This is a genomic window from Kitasatospora sp. NPDC038210, from assembly GCF_055600605.1.
On the sequence record NZ_JBVJYK010000006.1, the window covers coordinates 417,455 to 439,386 of the forward strand.

The 21,932-nt window shown below is 72.3% G+C and carries 19 protein-coding genes and 1 pseudogene; 12 read left to right on the forward strand and 8 right to left on the reverse strand.

Annotation, left to right across the window (positions count from 1 at the left end; all coding sequences use genetic code 11):
- Window positions 1–139: 139 nt before the first annotated feature.
- Entirely contained in the window at window positions 140–742 is a 603-nt protein-coding gene (locus ACZ7KX_RS15915; protein WP_350522189.1) for a malonic semialdehyde reductase, read from the forward strand.
- 73 nt (window positions 743–815) lie between these two features.
- On the opposite strand, the gene ACZ7KX_RS15920 is transcribed toward ACZ7KX_RS15915, so the two are convergent.
- On the reverse strand, window positions 816–1,352 hold the full coding sequence (locus tag ACZ7KX_RS15920; RefSeq protein ID WP_470326922.1) for a DUF4245 domain-containing protein: 537 nt from the start codon (window positions 1,350–1,352) through the stop codon (window positions 816–818).
- A 215-nt stretch (window positions 1,353–1,567) separates the two neighbouring features.
- On the opposite strand from ACZ7KX_RS15920, the gene glpX reads away from it, so the two are divergent.
- Window positions 1,568–2,608 carry a class II fructose-bisphosphatase gene (gene glpX, locus ACZ7KX_RS15925; RefSeq protein WP_224283188.1) on the forward strand — a complete coding sequence of 347 codons (1,041 nt, stop codon included), beginning with the start codon at window positions 1,568–1,570 and terminating at the stop codon, window positions 2,606–2,608.
- 132 nt (window positions 2,609–2,740) lie between these two features.
- On the opposite strand, the gene ACZ7KX_RS15930 is transcribed toward glpX, so the two are convergent.
- Window positions 2,741–3,172, reverse strand: a complete 432-nt coding sequence (locus ACZ7KX_RS15930) for a WhiB family transcriptional regulator (protein WP_350522191.1) — start codon at window positions 3,170–3,172, stop codon at window positions 2,741–2,743.
- A 263-nt stretch (window positions 3,173–3,435) separates the two neighbouring features.
- Complete coding sequence (locus ACZ7KX_RS15935; protein ID WP_470326977.1) at window positions 3,436–4,140, reverse strand: DUF1707 SHOCT-like domain-containing protein; 705 nt, start codon at window positions 4,138–4,140, stop codon at window positions 3,436–3,438.
- A 203-nt stretch (window positions 4,141–4,343) separates the two neighbouring features.
- Here ACZ7KX_RS15935 and ACZ7KX_RS15940 point away from each other — a divergent pair, with 203 nt between their 5' ends.
- The 3 genes and pseudogenes from ACZ7KX_RS15940 to ACZ7KX_RS15950 all read left to right on the forward strand — a co-directional run bounded on the left by ACZ7KX_RS15940 (window position 4,344) and on the right by ACZ7KX_RS15950 (window position 6,549).
- On the forward strand, window positions 4,344–6,011 hold the full coding sequence (locus ACZ7KX_RS15940; protein WP_470326923.1) for a fumarate hydratase: 1,668 nt from the start codon (window positions 4,344–4,346) through the stop codon (window positions 6,009–6,011).
- 124 nt (window positions 6,012–6,135) lie between these two features.
- A pseudogene (locus tag ACZ7KX_RS15945) lies at window positions 6,136–6,292 on the forward strand (type II toxin-antitoxin system Phd/YefM family antitoxin); the annotation flags it as partial.
- The gene (locus ACZ7KX_RS15950; RefSeq protein WP_470326924.1) at window positions 6,289–6,549 is read left to right on the forward strand and encodes a Txe/YoeB family addiction module toxin; all 261 of its coding nucleotides are present in this window, start codon (window positions 6,289–6,291) and stop codon (window positions 6,547–6,549) included. The pseudogene ACZ7KX_RS15945 and the gene ACZ7KX_RS15950, both read left to right, overlap by 4 nt.
- A gap of 21 nt (window positions 6,550–6,570) precedes the next feature.
- Here the strand turns inward: ACZ7KX_RS15950 and ACZ7KX_RS15955 are convergent, their stop codons facing one another.
- Window positions 6,571–7,329: a GntR family transcriptional regulator gene (locus ACZ7KX_RS15955; RefSeq protein WP_350522196.1), complete on the reverse strand. Its 759-nt coding sequence runs from the start codon at window positions 7,327–7,329 to the stop codon at window positions 6,571–6,573.
- A gap of 136 nt (window positions 7,330–7,465) precedes the next feature.
- On the opposite strand from ACZ7KX_RS15955, the gene ACZ7KX_RS15960 reads away from it, so the two are divergent.
- Complete coding sequence (locus tag ACZ7KX_RS15960; protein ID WP_350522197.1) at window positions 7,466–7,669, forward strand: hypothetical protein; 204 nt, start codon at window positions 7,466–7,468, stop codon at window positions 7,667–7,669.
- 250 nt (window positions 7,670–7,919) lie between these two features.
- Here the strand turns inward: ACZ7KX_RS15960 and ACZ7KX_RS15965 are convergent, their stop codons facing one another.
- The gene (locus ACZ7KX_RS15965) at window positions 7,920–8,204 is read right to left on the reverse strand and encodes a hypothetical protein (protein ID WP_470326925.1); all 285 of its coding nucleotides are present in this window, start codon (window positions 8,202–8,204) and stop codon (window positions 7,920–7,922) included.
- A 214-nt stretch (window positions 8,205–8,418) separates the two neighbouring features.
- Here ACZ7KX_RS15965 and ACZ7KX_RS15970 point away from each other — a divergent pair, with 214 nt between their 5' ends.
- From ACZ7KX_RS15970 to ACZ7KX_RS15980, 3 genes are all read left to right on the forward strand, one after another.
- Window positions 8,419–11,391 (forward strand): AfsR/SARP family transcriptional regulator, encoded by a 2,973-nt coding sequence (locus ACZ7KX_RS15970; RefSeq protein WP_470326926.1) that lies wholly within the window; start codon window positions 8,419–8,421, stop codon window positions 11,389–11,391.
- A 575-nt stretch (window positions 11,392–11,966) separates the two neighbouring features.
- Window positions 11,967–12,638, forward strand: a complete 672-nt coding sequence (locus tag ACZ7KX_RS15975) for a class I SAM-dependent methyltransferase (protein ID WP_470326978.1) — start codon at window positions 11,967–11,969, stop codon at window positions 12,636–12,638.
- 69 nt (window positions 12,639–12,707) lie between these two features.
- Window positions 12,708–14,552, forward strand: coding sequence for an ATP-binding SpoIIE family protein phosphatase (locus ACZ7KX_RS15980; RefSeq protein WP_470326927.1), 1,845 nt, complete (start codon window positions 12,708–12,710; stop codon window positions 14,550–14,552).
- Window positions 14,553–14,666: 114 nt separating this feature from the next.
- Here ACZ7KX_RS15980 and ACZ7KX_RS15985 read toward each other — a convergent pair whose 3' ends face one another.
- Entirely contained in the window at window positions 14,667–16,850 is a 2,184-nt protein-coding gene (locus tag ACZ7KX_RS15985) for an MMPL family transporter (protein WP_470326928.1), read from the reverse strand.
- A gap of 138 nt (window positions 16,851–16,988) precedes the next feature.
- On the opposite strand from ACZ7KX_RS15985, the gene ACZ7KX_RS15990 reads away from it, so the two are divergent.
- Window positions 16,989–17,612 (forward strand): TetR/AcrR family transcriptional regulator, encoded by a 624-nt coding sequence (locus tag ACZ7KX_RS15990; protein WP_470326929.1) that lies wholly within the window; start codon window positions 16,989–16,991, stop codon window positions 17,610–17,612.
- A 141-nt stretch (window positions 17,613–17,753) separates the two neighbouring features.
- Here ACZ7KX_RS15990 and ACZ7KX_RS15995 read toward each other — a convergent pair whose 3' ends face one another.
- A complete protein-coding gene (locus ACZ7KX_RS15995) occupies window positions 17,754–18,707 on the reverse strand; it encodes a LysR substrate-binding domain-containing protein (protein WP_470326930.1) in 954 nt (317 codons plus the stop codon).
- A gap of 191 nt (window positions 18,708–18,898) precedes the next feature.
- Here ACZ7KX_RS15995 and ACZ7KX_RS16000 point away from each other — a divergent pair, with 191 nt between their 5' ends.
- Both ACZ7KX_RS16000 and ACZ7KX_RS16005 read left to right on the forward strand, forming a co-directional pair.
- Entirely contained in the window at window positions 18,899–19,450 is a 552-nt protein-coding gene (locus ACZ7KX_RS16000; protein ID WP_350522204.1) for a peroxiredoxin, read from the forward strand.
- A 3-nt stretch (window positions 19,451–19,453) separates the two neighbouring features.
- Window positions 19,454–19,996 carry an alkyl hydroperoxide reductase gene (locus tag ACZ7KX_RS16005; protein ID WP_350522205.1) on the forward strand — a complete coding sequence of 181 codons (543 nt, stop codon included), beginning with the start codon at window positions 19,454–19,456 and terminating at the stop codon, window positions 19,994–19,996.
- A gap of 153 nt (window positions 19,997–20,149) precedes the next feature.
- Here the strand turns inward: ACZ7KX_RS16005 and ACZ7KX_RS16010 are convergent, their stop codons facing one another.
- Window positions 20,150–21,682 (reverse strand): AI-2E family transporter, encoded by a 1,533-nt coding sequence (locus ACZ7KX_RS16010; RefSeq protein WP_470326931.1) that lies wholly within the window; start codon window positions 21,680–21,682, stop codon window positions 20,150–20,152.
- Window positions 21,683–21,932: the final 250 nt, after the last annotated feature.

Consider the following 21,932-nt stretch of genomic DNA (forward strand, 5'->3'; position numbering starts at 1 on the left):
GGGGAGGGCGCGGCCCGGCAGGGGGCGTGAGGTGGATCACATGGGCTTGGGGAATCGTTGAAGATTCACCTATGTTGGAGGAAGTGACCGGCACGGCCGGTCACACCGACGAACCCCCTCCCGCATGAGGTGCAGAAGCATGACCACCGACGCCCTGGTACTCGACGCCGCCGCTCAGGACCTGCTGTTCCGCGAGGCCCGCACCGCGAACACCTTCACCGACGAGCCGGTCTCCGAGGAGCAGGTCCAGGCCATCTACGACCTGGTCAAGTTCGGCCCGACCGCGTTCAACCAGCAGCCGCTGCGCGTCGTCCTGGTCCGCTCGGCCGAGGGCCGCGAGCGCCTCGTCCAGCACATGGCGGACGGCAACAAGGCCAAGACCGCCGCCGCCCCGCTGGTCGCCGTCCTCGCCGTGGACAACGAGTTCCACGAGGAGCTGCCGACCCAGCTGCCGCACTTCCCGCAGGCCAAGGACATGTTCTTCTCGGAGCGCAGCGTCCGCGAGCAGTCCGCCACGCTGAACGGCGCCCTGCAGGCCGCCTACTTCATCATCGGCGTGCGCGCCGCCGGCCTGGCCGCGGGCCCGATGACCGGCTTCGACGCCGAGGGCATCAACAAGGAGTTCTTCGGCGACGGCGAGCACTCGGTGCTGGCCGTGGTCAACATCGGCAAGCCGGGCGAGGACGCCTGGTTCCCGCGTTCGCCGCGCCTGGCGTACGACGAGGTCGTCACCACGGTCTGACCGGCCCGCGCGAATGGGCCCCGCACCGGTTCGTCCGGTGCGGGGCCCTTCGGCGTTCGGGTGCGGGGCGGCGCTACTTGAGCGCCTGCGCCAGCTCGGCCAGCTCCTCGTAGGAGGCGGTGCCGGTGAGCACGGTCGTCCCCGAGCCGGTCTGCGCGGTCAGCGCGCGGGCCTTCTCGCCCTGGACCCGCTCCCAGGTGTGGCCGTCCACGTCGGAGGTGCCGTCCGGCTTGCCGCCGCGGACCTTGTCGGCGAGCAGCGAGTCGCGCGGCGCATCGCTCTGCTCGACCGCTGCGTACTGGCCGGACGGCGTCACGAAGCCCAGGTGCCAGGCGTTGCCCTTGCCGTTGCTCTGGTCGGCCGAGCGGTAGCTGACCGAGGTGGCCCGCCACTTGTCGGACAGCCCGTCCGGGGAGAGCAGCGGGTACGGCGCGGCACGCTTGGCGGTGGCCGCGGCCACCTTGTACTCGACCACGTGCACCGGATCGCCGTCGGCGTCGTGCGGGAGGAACAGGTACCCGATCCAGACGACGAAACCGACCGCCACCATCGACAGGACCATGTCCCGTACGGTCTGGCGACCCCTCATGCCCTTGCTCTCTGCAGCCACCCCCACATGGTGACTCATCCACACAACGACACGGCCACCCGGGGTGCCCACGTACGGGTGAACCGGGACGAAGCGGTGGTTTTCGCCTGAGCACGGCGACCCGCGCCACAGACAGTCATCTCGTGGGCAGATACGATCGCAGAACCCTCACCACGGCGTTCGACCAGGCAGTAGTCGGGCGCTCACTGGCCGTCGCGTACAGAGAGGTAACGACGATGACCACGCAGTACCCGCACCACCTTCCCAGCGCCCTGGAGGTCGCGCCCGAGGCTCCGGACCGGAACCTCGCGCTCGAACTCGTCCGGGTCACCGAGGCGGCCGCGATGGCCGCCGGCCGGTGGGTCGGCCGGGGCGACAAGAACGGCGCGGACGGCGCGGCCGTCAAGGCGATGCGCACCCTCGTCTCGACCGTCTCGATGAACGGCGTCGTCGTCATCGGCGAGGGCGAGAAGGACGAAGCCCCGATGCTCTACAACGGCGAGCGGGTCGGCGACGGCACCGGCGCCGAGTGCGACGTCGCGGTGGACCCGGTGGACGGCACCACCCTCACCGCCAAGGGCATGAACAACGCCGTGGCCGTGCTGGCCGTGGCCGACCGCGGCACCATGTTCGACCCCAGCGCCGTGTTCTACATGGACAAGCTGGTGGCCGGCCCGGAGGCCGCCGAGTTCGTCGACATCACCGCCCCGGCGGCGGTGAACATCCGCCGGGTCGCCAAGGCCAAGGGCAGCGCCGTCGAGGACGTCACCGTCGTCGTGCTCGACCGCCCGCGCCACGACGGCCTGGTCCGGGAGATCCGCGAGGCGGGCGCCCGGATCAAGTTCATCTCCGACGGCGACGTGGCCGGCGCGATCATGGCCGCCCGCGAGGGCACCGGGGTCGACCTGCTGATGGGCGTCGGCGGCACCCCGGAGGGCATCATCGCGGCCTGCGCGATGAAGTGCATGGGCGGCGTGATCCAGGGCCGGCTGTGGCCCAAGGACGACGCCGAGCGGCAGAAGGCCCTGGACGCCGGCCACGACCTGGACCGGGTGCTCACCACCGACGACCTGGTCAGCGGCGAGAACGTGTTCTTCGTCGCCACCGGCATCACCGACGGCGAACTGCTGCGCGGTGTGCACTACCGCTCGGAGACCGCCACCACCAGCTCGCTGGTGATGCGTTCCAAGAGCGGCACCATCCGCGAGATCAACTCCACCCACAAGCTCTCGAAGCTGCGGGCCTACAGCGCGATCGACTTCGACCGCGCCAACTGACGACCGGAAACGGCGCGTCCTGCGGACAGCAGGCAGCGGCCCCGGCGGAATCCCCCTCCGCCGGGGCCGCGGCACGTCCGGCCCCGGGCCCCCGGCCCCGCGGCGCCCGACTCCCGGGTCTTCGGCCCGCCGTCACCCGGCTATCCGGCGCCCGGCGGCCGCCGTCACCCGGGCCGCCTCGCGCAGCTCGCCGTCCCGGCGCCGCCGCCTGGCCAGCACCACCCGCCGCTCGGCGGCCGTCAGCCCGCCCCAGACGCCGTACGGCTCCGGCTGGGCCAGGGCGTGCTCGCGGCACTCCAGCAGCACCGGGCAGCGGGCACAGACCTGCTTGGCCTGCTCCTCGCGGGACAGCCGGGCCGCCGTGGGCTCCTTGGAGGGCGCGAAGAACAACCCCACCTCGTCCCGCCGGCACGCCGCGCCGGTGTGCCAGGGGTCGTCCTCGCCCGCGGGGGCACCCGTCGGGCCGCCCGGGGGCTGCGGCTGCGGGCGGACGCCGGGCCGGCGCTCCAGCAGCTGCGCGGCGGCGACTGGCGAGGTGGTGCGGGACTCGATCGGATGCAGCACGGCCGTACTCCTGACGAGGCTCTCGGACACGGGGAACCCCGCTCCCCTGCCCGGCTGCGAGCCCCCGCTGTCCAACCCCCGGAACGGCCGCTCGGCCGCCTCCGGTGCGCAGCCGTACAAGAAGCGATGTGCGGAAGGAACTACCCCGCCCGGCCGCGATTCATGCACACTGCACGCAAACGACTACGGAGTGCACCGGCCACAACGTCAAGCGCCCGACCGGGAGTTGGCTCCCGGTCGGGCGCTGTGCTGGTCAACAGTGGTTACTCGGTGCCGAGTTGGCGGCGAACCCACTCCTTGAGCTTCTTGCCCCGGCGCGGCTTGGCGGTGCAACCGCCGAACATCGCAAGGCCCTTGACCCGGACGACCGGAGCGTACGGGTCCGCGGCGGTCTGCTCGCGGACGTCGAAGCCGCCGAACAGGCCGACCCCGCCGCCCTGCAGGCTGACGTTCTCCGGCACCCGGACCTCGACCCCGCCGAACATCGCCATCACCACGATCTCGACCTCGGGCGACTCGAAGACCGCGTCGCTCAGGTCGATCTCCACCCCGCCGAACGCGGCGAAGGCCTTCAGGTGCGAACCCACCCGCCAGCGGCCCTTGCGGGACGCACCGCCGAAGATCGCCACCACCGCCGGCGACTCCTGCCGCGCGGGCGGCTGGGGCGCCGGGGCCGCCGCACCCAGCGGCTGCTTCTCGAAGGACAGCGGCCGGGCCGGCAGGTCCCGGGTCAGCGGCGCCAGGTCGCCGAAGGTCTTGGCGGCGTACGCGGCCTCGATGCGCTCCGCGTGCTCGTCCGCGTCCAGGCGCCCCTCGGCGTAGGCGTCGCGCAGTAGCTCCGCGATCTTCTCGCGGTCGGCGTCCGAGACGCGCATCTCCGCCTCCGCCGCCGGCGCGTGCGACGACTGCGGCTCGGCCCCGGGCTTCGCCTCCGGCCTTGGTTCGGGCTTGAGTTCGGACTTGGTCATCGGTACGGGCGCCGGCACCGGCTGCCCCGGATCGTCGTGCGACGGCGAGTTGTCCACGGGGCCAGCCTAGTCGCTCGCACTACTGCCCGAGTGAGCCCGGTCACGCAAGGCTGACCTGTCCGCAGGACGGCTCCGGCCGGGTCCTACCCTGGATGGTGCTTCGCCGACGCAGCCGGACCACTGGATAGCTAAGGACCGCCCCGATGGCTCCCACGCCAGACTTCGAGTACAGCGACCTGCTCCCCCTGGGCGCTGACCCGACCCCGTACCGCAAGCTCACCTCCGAGGGTGTCTCCACCGTCGAGGCGGGCGGTCGCACCTTCCTCCAGGTCGAGCCCGAGGCCCTGCGGCTGCTGACGGCCGAGGCGATGCACGACATCTCGCACTACCTGCGCCCCGCCCACCTCGCCCAGCTGCGCCGCATCCTGGACGACCCGGAGGCCAGCCCCAACGACCGCTTCGTCGCGCTCGACCTGCTGAAGAACGTCAACATCTCGGCCGGCGGCATCCTCCCGATGTGCCAGGACACCGGCACCGCGATCGTCATGGGCAAGCGCGGACAGAACGTGCTCACCCGGGGCGGCGACGAGTCCGCCATCGCGCGCGGCGTGTACGACGCGTACACCAAGCTCAACCTGCGCTACTCCCAGATGGCCCCGGTGACCATGTGGGACGAGAAGAACACCGGCAACAACCTGCCGGCCCAGATCGAGCTGTACGCCACCGACGGCGACGCGTACAAGTTCCTCTTCATGGCCAAGGGCGGCGGCTCCGCCAACAAGTCGTACCTGTACCAGGAGACCAAGGCCATCCTGAACGAGGCGAGCATGCTCTCGTTCCTGGAGCAGAAGATCCGCTCGCTCGGCACCGCGGCCTGCCCGCCGTACCACCTGGCCATCGTGATCGGCGGCACCAGCGCCGAGTTCGCGCTGAAGACCGCCAAGTACGCCTCGGCGCACTACCTGGACAACCTGCCGACCTCGGGCGACGCCAAGACCGGCCACGGCTTCCGCGACCTGGAGCTGGAGGCCAAGGTCACCGAGCTGACCCAGAAGATCGGCATCGGCGCCCAGTTCGGCGGCAAGTACTTCTGCCACGACGTGCGCGTGGTGCGCCTGCCGCGCCACGGCGCCTCGCTGCCGGTCGCCATGGCCGTCTCCTGCTCCGCCGACCGCCAGGCACTGGGCAAGATCACCGCCGAGGGCGTCTTCCTGGAGCAGCTGGAGACCGACCCGGCGAAGTACCTGCCGGACACCACCGACGAACACCTCGACGACGACGTGGTGCGCATCGACCTCGACCAGCCGATGTCCGCGATCCGCGCCGAGCTCTCCAAGTACCCGGTGAAGACCCGCCTCTCGCTCACCGGCACCCTGGTCGTCGCCCGCGACATCGCCCACGCCAAGATCAAGGAGCGCCTGGACGCCGGCGAGGGCATGCCCAAGTACCTGCAGGACCACCCGGTCTACTACGCGGGCCCGGCCAAGACCCCCGAGGGCTACGCCTCCGGCTCCTTCGGCCCCACCACGGCCGGCCGGATGGACTCCTACGTCGACCAGTTCCAGGCGGCCGGCGGCTCGATGGTCATGCTCGCCAAGGGCAACCGCAGCAAGCAGGTCACCGACGCGTGCGCCGAGCACGGCGGCTTCTACCTCGGCTCCATCGGCGGCCCGGCGGCCCGCCTCGCCCAGGACTGCATCAAGAAGGTCGAGGTGCTGGAGTACGCGGAGCTCGGCATGGAGGCCGTCTGGCGCATCGAGGTCGAGGACTTCCCGGCGTTCATCGTGGTGGACGACAAGGGCAACGACTTCTTCCGCGAGACCACGGAAGGCCCGCTGATCACCAACCTGCGGGTCCGCTCGAAGGAGTAGCCCGCACGCCCGGGGAATGACCCCGCACGCCCCCAGACCGCCCCGGCCGCCCTGCGACCGGGGCGGTCTTCTCGTGGCACGTGGTACGGAGGACTCGTACCATCACGGTACGGGGACACGGTACGCAGAGGACTACGACTCGTGGCAGGAGACGATCCACCTCCTGCCGCTCACCTGCCAACGCCCAGCGGCTCATGGCGGCCGTCGCCCGCGATCGGGCCGGTCAGGCCGGCGTCAGCCGGACCATGGAGGAGCTGGAATCCCTGGCGGGCGAGGTGTGAGGAGCGTCCACTTCGACCCGGACGCCTGGGAGGACTTCCTGTTCCGGCTGGCGTCGAACCGGAAGATGGCCCAGCGGATCACCCGCCTCATCGGCGAGATCCAGCGCGACCCGTTCGGTGGCACCGGGAAGCCCGAACCGCTGAAGGGCGACCTGGCCGGCTACTGGTCCCGCCGGATCGATGACGAGCACCGACTGGTGTACCGGGCCGACGAGAAGGAAGTGAAGGTCCTCAAGGCCCGCTACCACTACCAGTAGCAGCAGCCGGGCGGCAGGCGCTCACGCGTCGAAGTCGTACTCCAGGACGTAGGAGGCGGCGTCCAGGATCATCTCGTTGAGCTCGACCACCTGGCCCTCGTCGGCGAAGGCGGTGCGGCAGATCAGGATCACCGGGGTGCCGGCGGACAGCTCCAGGCGGGTGGACTCCTCCCCGCTGGGCATCCGGGAGCGGACCTCCTCGCGGAAGTGCACGGGCTTGGCGCCGATCTCGGCCAGCCGGGCGTAGGTGCCGCCGGGGCCGGTGTCCTCGCGGGTGATCGCGGTACCGGCGACCAGACCGGCGGGCAGGTAGGAGGTGGAGAGCAGCACCGGCTTGCCGTCCAGCACGAAGCGGCGGTTCCGTACGCACATCGCGGCGCCCGGGTCCACGCCGAGCACCCGGGAGACGTGCTCGGGTGCGCCCCGCTCGGTGACGGACACCTGGTCGACCACCAGGCTGCGGTTGTCGATGTCGGCCGACCATATCGACCGGCCGGACCCCCACTGCCCCTGCGCCAGCCGCTGGATGCCGCGCCGGCGCAGCGGCCGGAAGTCCCGCACGAACACCCCGGCGCCGCGGCGCGCCTCGGCGATGCCCTCGCTCTGCAGCACGCCCAGTGCCTGGCGGGCGGTCATCCGGGCCACGCCGTACTCGTCCATGAGGTCGTTCTCGCCGGGCAGGCGGTCGCCCGCGCGGTACCGGCCGGTGTCGATGGCCGCCTTCAGCGCGTCGGCGATCCGCTGGTACTTGGGCTGCTTGTCGCCACTGCTGCCGGTCATCGCCGCTCCCTCTGCCTCGGACAAATCGTAGGCGCGCCCGCGGCCGCTAGTAAGCCGATACGACCGTTGACATCTCTAGAGATATTAGCTTCTCTAGAGATGCTGGCCAGTCGCCTACCGAGCGAGGAGCACAGCGGTGAGCATCCGACAGCGCAACGCCCCGGCCTACCGACCGCACGTGGGTGAACTCGTCCTCGACCGGAGGACCGGACGCACCGGCATCTACATGGACACCATCGGCGGCGAGCACTACCTGCGCCCCGAGGGCGGCGGCCTCGAATGGGCCGCCGAACCGCACCACGTCTCGCCCGTTCCCGGGCCCCTCGATTCGGCTGAATGACTTCGCCTCCGGTAATTCCGGCGAAATCCCCGCGAACAGTTACATTCCGGACCCTGCTATCCCACCGGTGAATCCGGAATTCCGGAACGCCCGCGCACACCGCCGGGCACGTTACGGATGACACCGGTCACCATGCGTGCACCGGGAACGGGAATCGGCCACCGGCGCACCGGCGCACGAACTGGCGTGCACATAACCGACAGCGCCCCCGCGCCCGGACGGGGGCACGGGGGCACTCGGACCGCGCGGGTTACGGGTGGCCGGAGATCATGCCCTCCGGCTCGTAGACCTCGCCCGACTTGTCGGTGGCCGGCGTGGTGGGCTCCACCACGTGGTCGGCCTCGTCACCGAAGAAGTCGTTCTCGATCGCGTTCTTCTGCGCGTCCGTCGGCGCGGTGTACTCGGTCGGGTTCGAGGACGCGGCCACCGCGCCCTCGACAGCCTTGCCCGCCTCCACAGCGGCTGCCGGGGCGTCGGTCTTCGCCTCGTTCTCGGGCGTCGACGCCACCGGGGTCTCGCTCTGGTCGTTGGCCATTGGGCGGCCGCCTTTCGGTCATCAATTGTGTCCAGCCCGACCTCCGTGGCGCGGGCGCCGGGACAGTATCGTAGGGTTGATTAAATGTCCGATAAACATCGTGCGACTTGCGGCGCCGTCCGGCAGAGTCAGGCGCCCGCCTAAGCTGAAGCACCGCGGCGGACCGCCGAGCGCCCTTTCACGGAATCGACACCACAGGCCATCGGGGGACTTCATGGAGTTTCGGGAGACGCCGCAGGGCCCTGCGCTGCGCTTCCAAGTCCTCGGTCCGGTTCAGGCCTGGCTCGACGGAAAGCCCCTCTCCCTCGGCTCCCCCCAGCAGCAGGCGGTTCTGACCACCCTTCTGCTGCACTCCGGCCGCCCGGTCACCACGCAAGACCTGGTCGACTCCCTCTGGGGCGACCGGCCTCCGGCCCAGGCCGTGGCGGCGCTCCGCACCTACATCTCCCGCCTGCGCTCCGTCATCGAGCCCCGGCGGGAGGTGCGCCGCCCCGCCGAACTCCTGGTCTCGGTCGCCGACGGCTACGCGCTGCGCGTCCCGGGCGAGGCGCTCGACCTGACGGTCTTCGAGCGGCTCTCCTCCGAGGCCTCGGCCGCCCGCACGACGGGCGACAAGCACGAAGCGCACCAGTTGCTGACGCAGGCGCTGGCCCTGTTCAGCGGTCGACCCCTCACCGGCATTCCGGGCCCCTACGCCGACGCCCAGCGGCTGCGACTGGGAGAACGCCAGGTGGCGGCCTCGGAGGAGCTGTGCACCGTCGCCCTCGACATCGGCCTGCACGCGGAGGTCGTCGGCGAGCTCAACACCCTGACGGCCGAACACCCGCTGCGCGAACGGCTGCGCGAGCTGCTGATGCTGGCGCTGTACCGCTGCGGGCGCCAGGCCGAGGCGCTCGGCGTCTACACCGACACCCGCAAGCTGCTGATCGAGGAGCTCGGGGTCGAGCCGGGTGCGGGCCTGTCCGCGATCCACACCCGCATCCTGGCGGCCGATCCCGATCTCGTCCTTCCGGCCGCACCCGCCCCCGCGCCCCGCGAGGAGGGTCCGGCCGCTCCGCCGGCTCCGGCCCAACTGCCCGCTGACGTCTCGGACTTCAGCGGTCGAACGGAACTGGTGGGCGACCTCTCCACCGTCCTGATGAACGCCACCGGCCAGGCCGTGGTGGTCACCTCCCTGGCCGGAATCGGCGGCGTCGGGAAGACCACCCTCGCGGTGCACGTCGCCCACCGCGTCCGCGCCGAGTTCCCGGACGGCCAGCTGTACGTCGACCTGCGCGGGGCCGGCGCCTCGCCCGCCGACCCGGTCGTCGTCCTCGGCGACTTCCTGCACGCGCTCGGTGTCACCGAGAACCCCGACTCGCTCGAACAGCGCGCCGCCCTCTACCGCTCGCTGCTCGCCAACCGGCGGATGCTCATCCTGCTCGACAACGCGCGGGACGCCGACCAGATCCGACCGCTGATCCCCGGCGTCTCCGGCTGCGCCGTACTCGCCACCAGTCGCTCCCGGCTGGCCGGTATCCCGGGCGCCCAGCTGTTCGACGTGGAGGAGCTGACCCCGGACGAGGCGCTGGCGCTCTTCTCGGCCATCGTCGGCGAGCAGCGGGTCGCCGCCGAGCCGGAAGCGGCCATGAAGGTGGTCGCGGCCTGCGGCTTCCTGCCGCTCGCCGTCCGCATCGCCGCCGCCCGGCTGGCCAGCCGACCGCGCTGGAGCGTCTCCGACCTGGCCCGCCGGTTAGCGGACCAGCGCCGGCGGCTGGACGAACTCCAACTCGGCAACCTCGCCGTGGAGACCACCATCGGGCTCGGCTACGGACAGCTGTCCACCGACGAGGCCCGCGCCTTTCGACTCCTCGCCCTGATCGACTCCCCCGACATCCCGCTGGCGGCCGCCGCGGCGCTGCTCGGCGTGGACGAGTACACCGCCGAAGACCTCGCGGAGGCGCTGGTCGAGGCGAACATGCTGGAGTGCTTCACCCCGGGCCGCTACCGCTACCACGACCTGCTCCGGCTGTACGCCCAGCGGCAGAACGAGCGGATCGGGGACGCCGCGGAGCAGGAACGGGCGGTGCTGCGGCTGCTCGACCTGCTCGTTCCGACCGTCCGCAACGCGGCCCAGGTCATCGAGCCCGACGACCGGCTCCCGGAACCGCTCAATCCGTTGAGTTCATCAGGCCTGGACCTGCCGACGAGCCAGGACGCGCGGCAGTGGCTCCGGACCGAGATCACCTTCCTGCTCAGCACGGTCGAGGCGGCCGTCCGAGGGCCGGGCTTCGTCCTGCGACCGGCCGTCGACCTGCTGATCGTCCTGAACAGCCTGGTCGGGGATCCGACCCACGGCTCCCGCGTGCGCCGCTCCCTGGAGACCGCCGAACAGAATGCCGCTGCCTCCGGGGACTCCGCCGCGCTCGCCCGGGTGCACTTCGCCTTCGGGACGCTCCAGTCGATCACCAATGACTTCCAGGGCGCCGAACGGTCGCTCCGGAACAGCCTGAGCCTTCAGGGTGCCGAGGAGATGACCATTCTGCGGTCGGCGACGACGAACGATCTGGGCATCATCCTCAGCCTGACGAACCGCCCCGCCGAGGCCATCTCGTTCTTCGAGCAGGCCCTCGCCATCAGCCGGGTGGTGCGCGTCCCGATCAACGAGGCCCGGCTGCTCGGCAACATGGCCCGGGCGCAACTGAGACTGGGCGACACCGAGACGGCGGTGCGCTCGGTCATCGAAGCGGTCACGACGGCCCGGACGTCGAGGAACGGCCCGTGCCTCGCCGACACCCTCTACCAAACGGGCGTGGTGCTCTCCTCCACCAATGAGCCGGGAGCAGCCGTCGAGTACCTGCGCGAGGCGCACCAGCTGTTCCAGTCCCACCAGAACCCCCTCTGGGAGGGCTACACCCTGGCCCGCCTCGCCTCCGCCCTGCTCGCCGCCGGGCAGCACGCCGACGCCGCCGAGGCGGCCGGCGAGTCGCTCGCGATCGGCCAGGAGATGGACTCCGCCTACTGCCAGGGCCTGGCCAACGCCGCGCTGGGCGAGGCGTTGCTCGCCCTCGCCCAGCCCGCTCGCGGGCTCGCGTGCCTCCGGGAGGCGCACGCGATCTTCACGCGGCTCGGTGTGCCGGAGGCCTCCCCCGTGGCGGACCTCATCGCCCAGCAGCACACCGAGCCCTTCTCTCCCCCCGCGCCGTAAGGCCTCCGCTCCCCACGGAGAACCTCCCCCGATCCGCGCGTCGGCGCTCCCGCAGCCCCCCGGCTGCGGGAGCGCCCTCAACGCTTCCCCGGCGCTGGACTCCACTGTGCACCGGACCGATTGACGTTCGATAAACGACCGACAGTCTGCCTGCGGACCGGAGAAACCGCAGGTCAGAGGTGCCAACCCCGGCGCGCCCTACGGCGTGCGGGGTCCGGCACACCACCCCTGCCCGCACCGTCGTGCTTCCGCAACCCCGGCCACATCGACCCAAGCGCGACGAGTTGGCCGGAAAGGGACCCCACGACGCAGTGATCACGCATATTCTCAGATGCCAGTACGCACACGAGTGTCTGCCGCAGAGCGGGTCTGGGTGCAGTCGTCTCTGTGCTGCGGGGAGCGTGACACACCGCCACCGGCAGCGGCCCGCGGGGCCGCAGAGGAGCCGACCGGAGGCCACGGGTGGAAGGGTGCCTCTCAACGTGACGACCGGACAGATATCGGACGCGTTCCCCGTCGGCGAGGACGCGGGGGACGACGAACCCGAGGTACGACGGCGCCGCGCGGCCCGGGCCCTGCAGGCGGTCGCCTTCGACACCATCGGCGCGGGGTACGGCGATGCGTTCCCCGCCAAGGACGGGCAGCTGGCCTGCGGCCGGCGGCTGCTCGCCGAGCTCGAACCCGGCGCCCGGGTCCTGGACGTGGGCTGCGGCACCGGCGAGCCGACCGTCCGCCAGCTGACCGGGGCCGGGCTGCGGGTGACCGGCGTGGACCTCTCCGACGTGATGCTCTCCCTGGCCCGGCGGGCGGCGTTCCCCGGCTCGTTCCCGCCGGTGTTCCATCGGATCGACCTGTACGATCTGGCCACCGCGCGCGCCGACCGGGTCTGGAACGTCCCCGGGCTCGGCCCCGACGGCCACGGCGCCTTCGCCGCCGTCACCGCCTTCTTCTCGCTGATCCTGCTGCCGCAGGACGAGATCCCCACCGTTCTCCGACGCCTGCGCGAACTCCTGCGGCCGGGCGGACTGCTGGCGCTCGGTATGGTCGAGGCGGACCTGGATCACGTTCCACTTCCGTTCCTTGGCAGAGAGCTGCGGATCAGTGGGTATCTGAGGGAGGATCTGGAGCGGGTTCTGGTCGCGGCCGGCTTCGCCGTCGAGGAGTGTTCGGGGCATCCGTACGCGCCGGCCAGTACCTCGCTGCCGCCGGAGGAACAGCTGTTCCTGTGCTGTCGACGCGTCGGCTGACCGACCGATCGACCGGAACACCCACCCACGGAAAACCCACCGACCACACAGAATCCAGGACAGGCAGCCGTGCGCGACCAGCTCAAGACCGAGGCGGAGCAGCCGCCCGCCGTCCCGGGCCAGCGCCGCCAGGTCCCGGCCCGGGCGCAGGCCCCGACGAGGACGCCGGCCGCGCGGCCGGAGCGCGCCGACGTGGCGGACCGCCTCGCGTACCTCGACTCGGCGACCCGGCGGATCAACAGCGCCCTCGACCTGGCCGCGACGCTGCGCAACATCGGCCGGGTGCTGGTCCCGACCCTGGCCGACGCCGCCGTGGTCCACCTCCGCGACCCGCTGCCCAACGTCGAACGCGAGCCCGGCTTCCCGGAGGAGCTGCGGATCCACCACAGCACCGGCACCCGGATCGGCCGCCGCGGCCGCCCGGGCGGCTTCGACGACCGGCGCCGCTCCCGCTACGGCGCCCGCTCGACGGCCGACAGCGGCCCGGCCACCCCGGTGACCCGCGGCGGGGCGCTCGCGCACGCCCTGCTGAGCCGTCGCCCCGCCGAAGCGGCCGTCCTCGGCACGCCCGGCGCCGAGCGCACCGAGGTGCTGCTGCGCGAGCTGTACGGCACCCGCGGGGTGGCGCGGCTGGCCGCGGGCACCTCCGTGGTCGCCCTGCCGCTGCGCGGCCGCAAGGCCGTCCTCGGACTGCTGGTGCTGATCCGCCGCCCTCCCGAACGCACCGGCCGCCCGGTCTTCGACGCCGCGGACACCGCGACCGCGGCGCACCTCGCCACCCAGGCCGGGCTGGCCGTGGACACCGCCCTGCGGTACGCCCGCGAGTGGGAGATAGCCAACGAACTCCAGCGCAGCATGCTGCCGTTGCGCCTGCCGCAGCCGCACGGGGTCCGGATCGCCCAGCGCTACCTGCCCGGCGAGCGCGGCGCGCAGGTCGGCGGCGACTGGTACGACGCCGTGCCGCTGCCCGGGAACCGGGTCGCCCTGATCGTCGGCGACGTGATGGGCCACTCGCTCACCTCGGCCGCCATCATGGGCCAACTGCGCACCAGCGCGCAGACCTTGGCCGCCCTCGACCTGCCGCCGCACGAGGTGCTCTACCACCTGGACGAGCAGGCCCAGCGGCTCGGCCGCGAACAGCACCTGGCCACCTGCGTGTACGCGGTCTACGACCCGATCGCCAACCGGGTGGTGCTGGCCAACGCCGGGCACGTCCCGCCGGTGCTGGTCCGCCCGGACGGGTCGGCCGAGCTGGTGGAACTGGACTCCGGGGCGCCGATCGGGGTCGGCGGGGTGGACTTCAACTCGGTGGAGCTGCCCGCGCCGCCCGGCTCGGCGCTGCTGCTGTTCACCGACGGCCTGGTGGAGACCCGCACCCGCCCGATCAGCGACGGCCTGGAGGTGCTGCGCGCCCGGATCGCCGCCGCCCGCTGGCAGTCCCCCGAGCAGCTGTGCATGGAGGCGCTGCGGATCCTGCCGCCCGGCGACCGCGGGGACGACATCGCCCTGCTCGGCGCCTGCTTCGACGGCATCCCGGCCGGGGACGTCGCGCACTGGTACCTGCAGCCGCGCAACGAGACGCCCGGCCGGGCGCGCCGACTTGCCGCGCACACCCTGCGCCGCTGGGGGCTGGACGAACTCAGCGAGGCGACCGCGCTGATGGTCAGCGAGCTGGTGACCAACGCCGTCCAGCACGCGACCCGGCCGATCACCCTGAGCCTGGTGCGCACCACCCGGCTGCGCTGCGAGGTCGGCGACGACAGCCCGCTGCTGCCGCGCCCGCGCCGGGCCGGCCCGGAGGACGAGCGCGGGCGCGGGCTGCAGATAGTGGCGAGGTGCGCGGACCGCTGGGGCGCGACCCGGCTGGGCACCGGCAAGGTGGTCTGGTTCGAGCAGCGGCTGCCGCAGCCGTAGGCCGCCCGACGGCCGTGCCCGACGGGACACGCGCCGGCGCCCGGCGGAAGTGATCCCACCGGGCGCCGCTCGGACACCTCCCGGGCGCCTCCCGGGCGCCCTCGACCGGGGTGTTCAGACCCCGACCGGCTCCTTCGCCGGCTGCTCCTGCAGCCGCGCGATCAGCTGCTCGCCCTCCATGTCCACCCTCGGCACGACCTTCTCCAGCGGCTTCGGGAACCACCAGGCGGCCCGGCCGAACAGCGCCATCGCGGCCGGCACCAGCGCCATCCGCACCACGAAGGCGTCCACCAGCACGCCCGTCGCGAGGGCGAACCCGATCGGCTGGACGATCGGGTCGTGGCCGAAGACGAAGGCCCCGAAGACCGAGATCATGATCAGCGCGGCCGCCGTCACCACCCGGGCACCGCCCTTGACCCCGCCCACGACCGCCTCGCGCGGCGCCTTGCCGTGGACGTGCTGCTCCTTCATCCCGGAGACCAGGAACAGCTCGTAGTCCATCGCCAGCCCGAACAGCACCCCGATCAGCAGGATCGGCACGAAGCTGACCACCGGGCCGACCTTCGGCACGTCGATCACGCCGTCCAGCCAGCCCCACTGGTAGACCGCGACCACCGCACCGAGCGAGGCGCCGATGCTGAGCAGGAAGCCGAGCACCGCCTTGAGCGGCACGAGCACCGAGCGGAACGCCAGCGCGAGCAGCACCAGCGCGATGCCGACGATCACGGCGACGAACGGGGGCAGGGCCTGGCCGAGCTTGGTGGAGACGTCGATGTTGGCGGCGGCGGTGCCGGTGACGGCGATGTCCGCGCCGGTGGCGGACTTCAGCTCGGCGCGCTGCCCGCGGATCTCGTCGACCAGCGCCTTGGTGCCCTCGTCGTCCGGTCCGGTCCGCGGGATGACGGGCACCAGCGCGGTCCGGCCGCTCGGCTCGACCTGCGGCGGCAGCAGCGTCCGGACGCCCTCCAGGCTCTGCAGCCTGCCCGCCACGCCCTGCACCGCCTGCTCGGGGTGCGGCGCGCCCTGGGCGTCCACGACCACCACCAGGGGCGCGTTGAAGCCGGGCCCGAAGCTGTCGCTGACCAGGTCGTACGCCTTGCGCGCGTCCGTCCCGACGGCCTGCGAGCCGCCGCCCGGCAGGCCGAGGTCCAGACTCGCCGCGGGCACCGCCATGACGCCCAGCCCGGCCAGGCCCACGAGCAGGACGGGCAGCGGCCGGCGGACCACGAAGCGGGCCCAGCGCTCGCCCACGGTGGTCCTGCCGGAGGTGCGCAGGGCCCGCTTCCAGACCGGCAGCCGGTCGACGGCGCGGCCGACGAAGCCCAGCACCGCGGGCAGCAGCGTGATCGCGACCAGGACGGCCACCACGACGGCGCCGGAGGCGGCCAGGCCCATCACGGTGAGGAACGGGACGCCCGCGACGGCGAGCCCGGCGAGCGCGACGACCACGGTCAGGCCGGCGAAGACGACGGCGCTTCCGGCGGTCGCGGTGGCACGGGCGGCGGCCTCCTCCGGCTCCAGTCCCTCGTCCAGGTGGCGCCGGTGACGGAACAGGATGAACAGCGCGTAGTCGATGCCGACCGCGAGGCCGACCATCAGGGCCAGCACCGGTGCGGTGGTGATGATCTGGAACGAGCCGGTGAGCGCCAGCAGTCCGGCCATCGCCACGGCGACACCGACCAGCGCGGTCAGCAGCGGCAGTCCGGCCGCGACCAGCGTGCCCAGGGTGATCACCAGCACCACCCCGGCCACCACCAGGCCGATCGACTCGGAGCCGCCCTCGATCTGGGCGAACTTGTTGTACGCGTCGCCGCCGAAGGCCACGTCCAGCCCGGCCGCGCGGGCCGGTTCGGCCGCCGCCCGGACCGCGTCGCGCTGCTGGTCGGTGACGTCGGCGAGCTTGTGGTCGAAGGAGACCAGGGCGATCGTCACCCGGCCGTCGGGCGAGACGGCGCCGGTCGCGTACGGGTCGGGCACCGCAGCCACACCGGGCACGTGGGCGATCCGGTCGACGGCCGCGCCGACCGCCGCGGCCGCCTCGGGCGCGGTGGCACCGCCGGGCGCGGGGGCGGCGAAGACGACCTGAGCGGATGCGTGACCCTGCGCCGGGAAGGTCTCCTTGATCCGGTCCAGCGTCGTCTGCGCTTCGGTGCCGGGCACCTTGAACTCGTCGCTGGTCTTGCCGGCGAACGCCCCCGCGGCCCCGCCGACCGCGATCAGCACGGCGATCCAGACGGCCAGGACGGCACGCCTTCGGCGGAAGCAGAAACGGCCCAGTCGGTACAGGTACGTGGCCATGGGTGGTCCCTCGGAGTCGGTCAGGGCAGGTCTCGCTCCACCGTACGCGCAACCTTGTCGCGTGACAAAGTCGGTCGACAGATGCATGCGACCGAATCACCTGACACAGTTGGCCGACCATGGCGATACCCTGGCTGGATGGCACATGTCCCCGCCTCCGAACGCCGCCCGCAGCTGGTCCAGGCCGCCATCGACCTGATGGCCCGGGAGGGGATCGCCGCCGGCAGCACCCGCGCGATCGCGGCCGAACTGGGCGTGGCACAGGCGACGGTGCACTACACCTTCGGCACCAAGAAGGACCTCTACCGGGCGGTGATCGAGCAGCTGACCGCCGAGTTCATCGGCTACGTCCGCGACGCCTACCCCGGCGACGGCTCCTTCACCGAGCAGGTCAGGACGCTGGTCCACGCGCTCTGGGAGAGCTCGACCGGCCCGGACGGCCGCTGCCAACTCCTCACCGAGTTCTCGGCGCTGGCGATGCGCGACCCCGACCTGCAGGAGATCATGCGGGGGCTCCAGCAGGAGAGCGAGGGCACCGCAACCGAGATGATCACCGCGCTCGCCGCGGCGCACGGCCTGCAACTCGCCACGCCCGCCGACGAGATCGCCGTCCACTTCCTGACCGGGTTCCACGGCCTGACCGACCGTTACCTGTCGCTGCGCGCCCCCGGCGAGCAGCCCGGCCCGGACACCCTGCGGGCGCTGGACGTCCTGGTGGCCACCGCGGTCGGGCTCTGCCTGGGCACGCCCGCCGACCTCTAGGAGCTCGCGGGCCGGCCGCGAGCTCGCGGCCGCTCGGGGCCCCACGGCCGGCAGGCAGCTCACGGCCGACCGGGAATCCACGGACAGTCAGGGACCCACGGCCGGCCGGGACTCGGGAACCGGGAGTCCGGGCCCCTCCGCTCAGGAACCGATGATCCGGACCGGCAGTTCGACCAGCACCTCGCGCAGCGCCGCCGCGAAGCGCTCGTACTCGTCGCCGCGGGCCGAGCCCGGACGGACGGCCAGACCGATGCGGCGGCCGGGCGCCGGGGCGGCGAAGCGGACGGCGGCGAGCCGGTCGGTGCGCCCGGCCTCGACGTCCAGCGCGGTGGCGGGCAGCAGGGTCACCCCGAGGCCGCCGGCGACCAGCTGGACCAGCGTGGACAGCCCGGCCGCACGGGTGGTCGAGCCCGCCGGGTCGGCGCCGACCTCGCGGCAGATGTCCAGCGCCTGGTCGCGCAGGCAGTGGCCCTCCTCCAGCAGCAGCACGTCCAGGTCGAGCAGCACGTCGCGCGGGACGTCGACCCGCCCGGCGAGCGGATGGTCGGTCGGCGTGATCAGGACGAAGTCCTCGTCGAAGAGCGGGATGTCCAGGGTCGGGGAGGCCCCGCCAGCCGGGAGCGCGAGCAGCAGGACGTCCAGGCGCCCCGAGGCCAGGCCCTCCAGCAGCGAGGGGGTGCGCTCCTCGTGGACGTGCGGCTCCAGCTCCGGGAAGCGGTCGCGGACCAGCCGCAGCACGGTGGGCAGCAGGTAGGGCGCGACGGTCGGGATGACGCCGAGGTGCAACGGCCCGGTGAACGGGCGGCGGGCGGCCTCGACCTCCTCGGTGAGCGCCTGCAGCGAGGCGAGCACCCGACGGGCGTGCTGGTGCACCCGCTCCCCCAGCGGCGTGACGATCACCCTGCGCGTCGTACGCTCGACCAGCTGCGCGCCCAGCGACTCCTCCAGTGCCGCGACCGCGCCGGACAACGCCGGCTGGCTGGTCCCGGTCGCCGCCGCGGCCTCCCGGAAGTGCCGGTGCTCGGCCACCGCGACGAAGGCCCGCAGCTGGGCGACGGTCGGGGTGCGCGGACTGCGGACCGTGGCACTCGTCACAGTCGGGTCGGCCTTGGCGGCGGCGCTCCGCCGGGAGCCCGGCCGCGACGTGGGGGATTCGGTACTGATAGCAATCTCCGATCAGACACATCCAGTGTAGCTATTTCCCTGATCAGTCCACGATGTGGAATCGTGCTGGGTGTCCGGAATCCGGACAAAGCTCCCCTCATCTCACTTCAGGAGAAGCGAACGTGCTGACGATCGGTGACAAGTTCCCCGAGTTCGACCTCAAGGCCTGTGTCGACCTGGACGCCGCGAGCGCCTTCGCTGACATCAACCACAAGACCTACGAGGGCAAGTGGAAGATCGTCTTCTTCTGGCCGATGGACTTCACCTTCGTCTGCCCGACCGAGATCGCCGCGTTCGGCAAGCTGAACGACGAGTTCGCCGACCGTGACGCCCAGGTCCTCGGCGTCTCCGGCGACTCCGAGTTCGTGCACCACGCCTGGCGCAAGGACCACAAGGACCTGCGCGACCTGCCCTTCCCGATGCTGGCCGACATCAAGCACGACCTGATGCGCGCCTGCGGCGTCGAGGCCGAGGACGGCACCGCCCAGCGCGCCGTCTTCATCGTCGACCCGAACAACGAGATCCAGTTCGTCATGGTGACCGCCGGCTCCGTCGGCCGTAACCCCAAGGAGGTCCTGCGAGTGCTGGACGCCCTGCAGACCGACGAGCTGTGCCCGTGCAACTGGAACAAGGGCGAGGACACCCTCGACGCCCAGGCCCTGCTGGCGGGCTGACCCATGGCTCTCGACGACCTGAAGGCCGCCCTCCCGGACTACGCCAAGGACCTCAAGCTCAACCTGGGCTCGGTCATCGGCAACTCCGACCTCCCCGCCCAGCAGCTCTGGGGCACCGTGCTGTCCTGCGCGATGGCCAGCCGCAGCGCCGGTCTGCTGCGCGAGCTGGAGCCGGAGGCCAAGGCCAACCTCTCCCCCGAGGCGTACACCGCTGCCAAGGGCGCGGCCGCGATCATGGGGATGAACAACGTCTACTACCGGACGCTGCACCTGCTCTCCGACAAGGAGTACAGCACGATGCGGGCCGGTCTGCGGATGAACATCATCGGCACCCCGGGCGTCGAGAAGGTCGACTTCGAGCTCTGGTGCTTCGCCGTCTCGGCCATCAACGGTTGCGGCCAGTGCCTCGACTCGCACGAGGCCGTCCTGCGCAAGGCCGGCGTCGAGCGTGAGGTCATCCAGGCCTCGATGAAGATCGCCGCCGTCCTGCAGGCCGTGGCCGGCGTCCTCGACTCCGAGGCCGCCCTCGCCGACGTCACCGCCTGACGCACCCGGCACCCGAGCGGGCCCCCTCCCGGACACACGTCCGGGAGGGGGCCCGTCGCCGTTTCCCGGTGCACCCGCGCCGCGCCGACCCTCCGGCACCCGGGCGACTGCCCGGGCCGGTCAGACCGCGGCGGTCGTCCGTCCGCGGGCCGGTCAGTCCGTGGCGGGCTGGGCGACCGGGCTCGGCTGGGCCGCCCGGTTCGGCTGGGCCGCGGCCGTGGGGTGGGTGGCGGCGGTGCGCTCGGCGGCCTCGCGGGCGGCTTCGAGGGCGACGAACACGGCCTGGCCGGCCTCGTTGCGACGGCGGAGGTGGGTGATCACGGTGTTGGTGACGGCGATCAGCGGGACGGCGACGACCGCGCCGCCGATGCCGCCGATGATGCCGCCGGCCGCGACACCGAGGACCACGCCCAGCGGGTGCACCCGGACGGCCCGGCCGAGGATCAGCGGCTGCAGGATGTGGCTCTCGACCTGCATCACCGCGATCAGCACCACCAGCACCATCAGCGCCGTCCACGGCCCCTGGGTGACCAGGGCGATCAGCACCGCGACGGTGCCGGTGACCAGTGCGCCGACCAGCGGGACGAAGGCGCCCAGGAAGATGATCACGGCCAGCGGCATCGCCAGCGGGACGCCCAGCAGGTCGATGCCGATCCCGATGCAGACCGCGTCGATGAAGGCCACGCACACGGTGCCGCGCACGTAGGCGGTGAGCGTCGCCCAGGCCTTCGGGCCGGCGCCGGCCATCGCGAAGCGGGAGTGCCGGGGCAGCCCGCGCAGCGCCCAGTTCCAGATCCGCTCGCCGTCGTAGAGGAGGAAGAAGGTGGTGAAGAAGGTCATCAGCAGCGCGGTCAGCACCTCGACGGCGATCTGCGCGCCGGTGATCGAGGCCGAGGTGAGCTGATCGGTGTTGGTGGTGATCGCCTTGGTGATCTGGTCGGCGAAGTCCTTGATCTGCTGCTGGGTCAGGTGCAGCGGCCCGGTGATCAGCCAGTCCCGCAGCTGGTTGACACCGTCCTTGACCTGGGCGGTGACGTCCGGCAGGTTGGTGCTCACCTGCCAGACCACGAACCAGCCGACCAGTCCGATCCCGGCCAGACCGCTCAGGAAGACCACGCCGGCGGCCAGCGAGCGCGGCGCCCCGTGCCGGCGCAGCCAGGACACCGAGGGCTCCAGCAGCGCGGCGATCAACAGCGAGGCCAGCACCGAGAAGGCGACCAGCCGCAGCATGTCGACCACGTAGAAGACGACGTAGAGCGCGGCGCCGAGCAGCAGCAGTCGCCAGGTCGACTCGGCGGCCACCCGCAGTCCCCAGGGCACCGCCTCGGCGGGGGTGGCGGGCCGACCGGGGTGGTACTCGCGGCCGAGCCCGGCGTGCGCGGTCGGCTCGGCGGGCGCGGCCGGAGCCGGTGCGACGGGTGCGGGTGCCTCGACGACCGGCGCCCCCGCCGGCGCCGCCGGCGCCGGGGCGGGGTCGGCCCCGGGGACCGGCACCGGGCCGGACGCTTCGACGGCCGGCACGGGCCCCTCGACGAGCGCGTGACCCTCCGTGAGCACGGGTACGGCGAGTTCGTGCGGGTCGGCCGCCATCGCGGCGCGTCTGCGCCGTTCGATCACGGCGGCCGCGCTCGCCACCACGGCCATGCCCTTGGCCACGGCCTTGAAGGCCTTTCCGCCCCGCGCCATCCTCGCTACCACCGCTCCCCTGCCCGGTCCGCCGTGCCCGGCGGTACGCCGCGGGTCCTGCCGCGGCCGTCAGGGATGACGCTACCCGGCGAGGGTGCGGCGAGTCCGGCCGCCGGTCAGTTCGATTCGACGGCCCCGCTCCGGAAACCAGGGCAAATCGCCATGTTCCCGGTGGTTTCGGATGCACTTCGCTGGGGAGGAGTCGGGACGAGACCCCGGAGCGCACGGCTCCGGAGGGCATCGAGAGCCA

Bases quoted from the DNA above. Each gene is read 5' to 3' on its own strand.
- ACZ7KX_RS15915 (WP_350522189.1), top strand. From the start codon at position 140: ATGACCACCGACGCCCTGGTACTCGACGCCGCCGCTCAGGACCTGCTG.
- glpX (WP_224283188.1), top strand. From the start codon at position 1,568: ATGACCACGCAGTACCCGCACCACCTTCCCAGCGCCCTGGAGGTCGCG.
- ACZ7KX_RS15935 (WP_470326977.1), bottom strand. From the start codon at position 4,140: ATGACCAAGTCCGAACTCAAGCCCGAACCAAGGCCGGAGGCGAAGCCC.
- ACZ7KX_RS15940 (WP_470326923.1), top strand. From the start codon at position 4,344: ATGGCTCCCACGCCAGACTTCGAGTACAGCGACCTGCTCCCCCTGGGC.
- ACZ7KX_RS15955 (WP_350522196.1), bottom strand. From the start codon at position 7,329: ATGACCGGCAGCAGTGGCGACAAGCAGCCCAAGTACCAGCGGATCGCC.
- ACZ7KX_RS15965 (WP_470326925.1), bottom strand. From the start codon at position 8,204: ATGGCCAACGACCAGAGCGAGACCCCGGTGGCGTCGACGCCCGAGAAC.
- ACZ7KX_RS15970 (WP_470326926.1), top strand. From the start codon at position 8,419: ATGGAGTTTCGGGAGACGCCGCAGGGCCCTGCGCTGCGCTTCCAAGTC.
- ACZ7KX_RS15985 (WP_470326928.1), bottom strand. From the start codon at position 16,850: ATGGCCACGTACCTGTACCGACTGGGCCGTTTCTGCTTCCGCCGAAGG.
- ACZ7KX_RS15990 (WP_470326929.1), top strand. From the start codon at position 16,989: ATGGCACATGTCCCCGCCTCCGAACGCCGCCCGCAGCTGGTCCAGGCC.
- ACZ7KX_RS16005 (WP_350522205.1), top strand. From the start codon at position 19,454: ATGGCTCTCGACGACCTGAAGGCCGCCCTCCCGGACTACGCCAAGGAC.
- ACZ7KX_RS16010 (WP_470326931.1), bottom strand. From the start codon at position 21,682: ATGGCGCGGGGCGGAAAGGCCTTCAAGGCCGTGGCCAAGGGCATGGCC.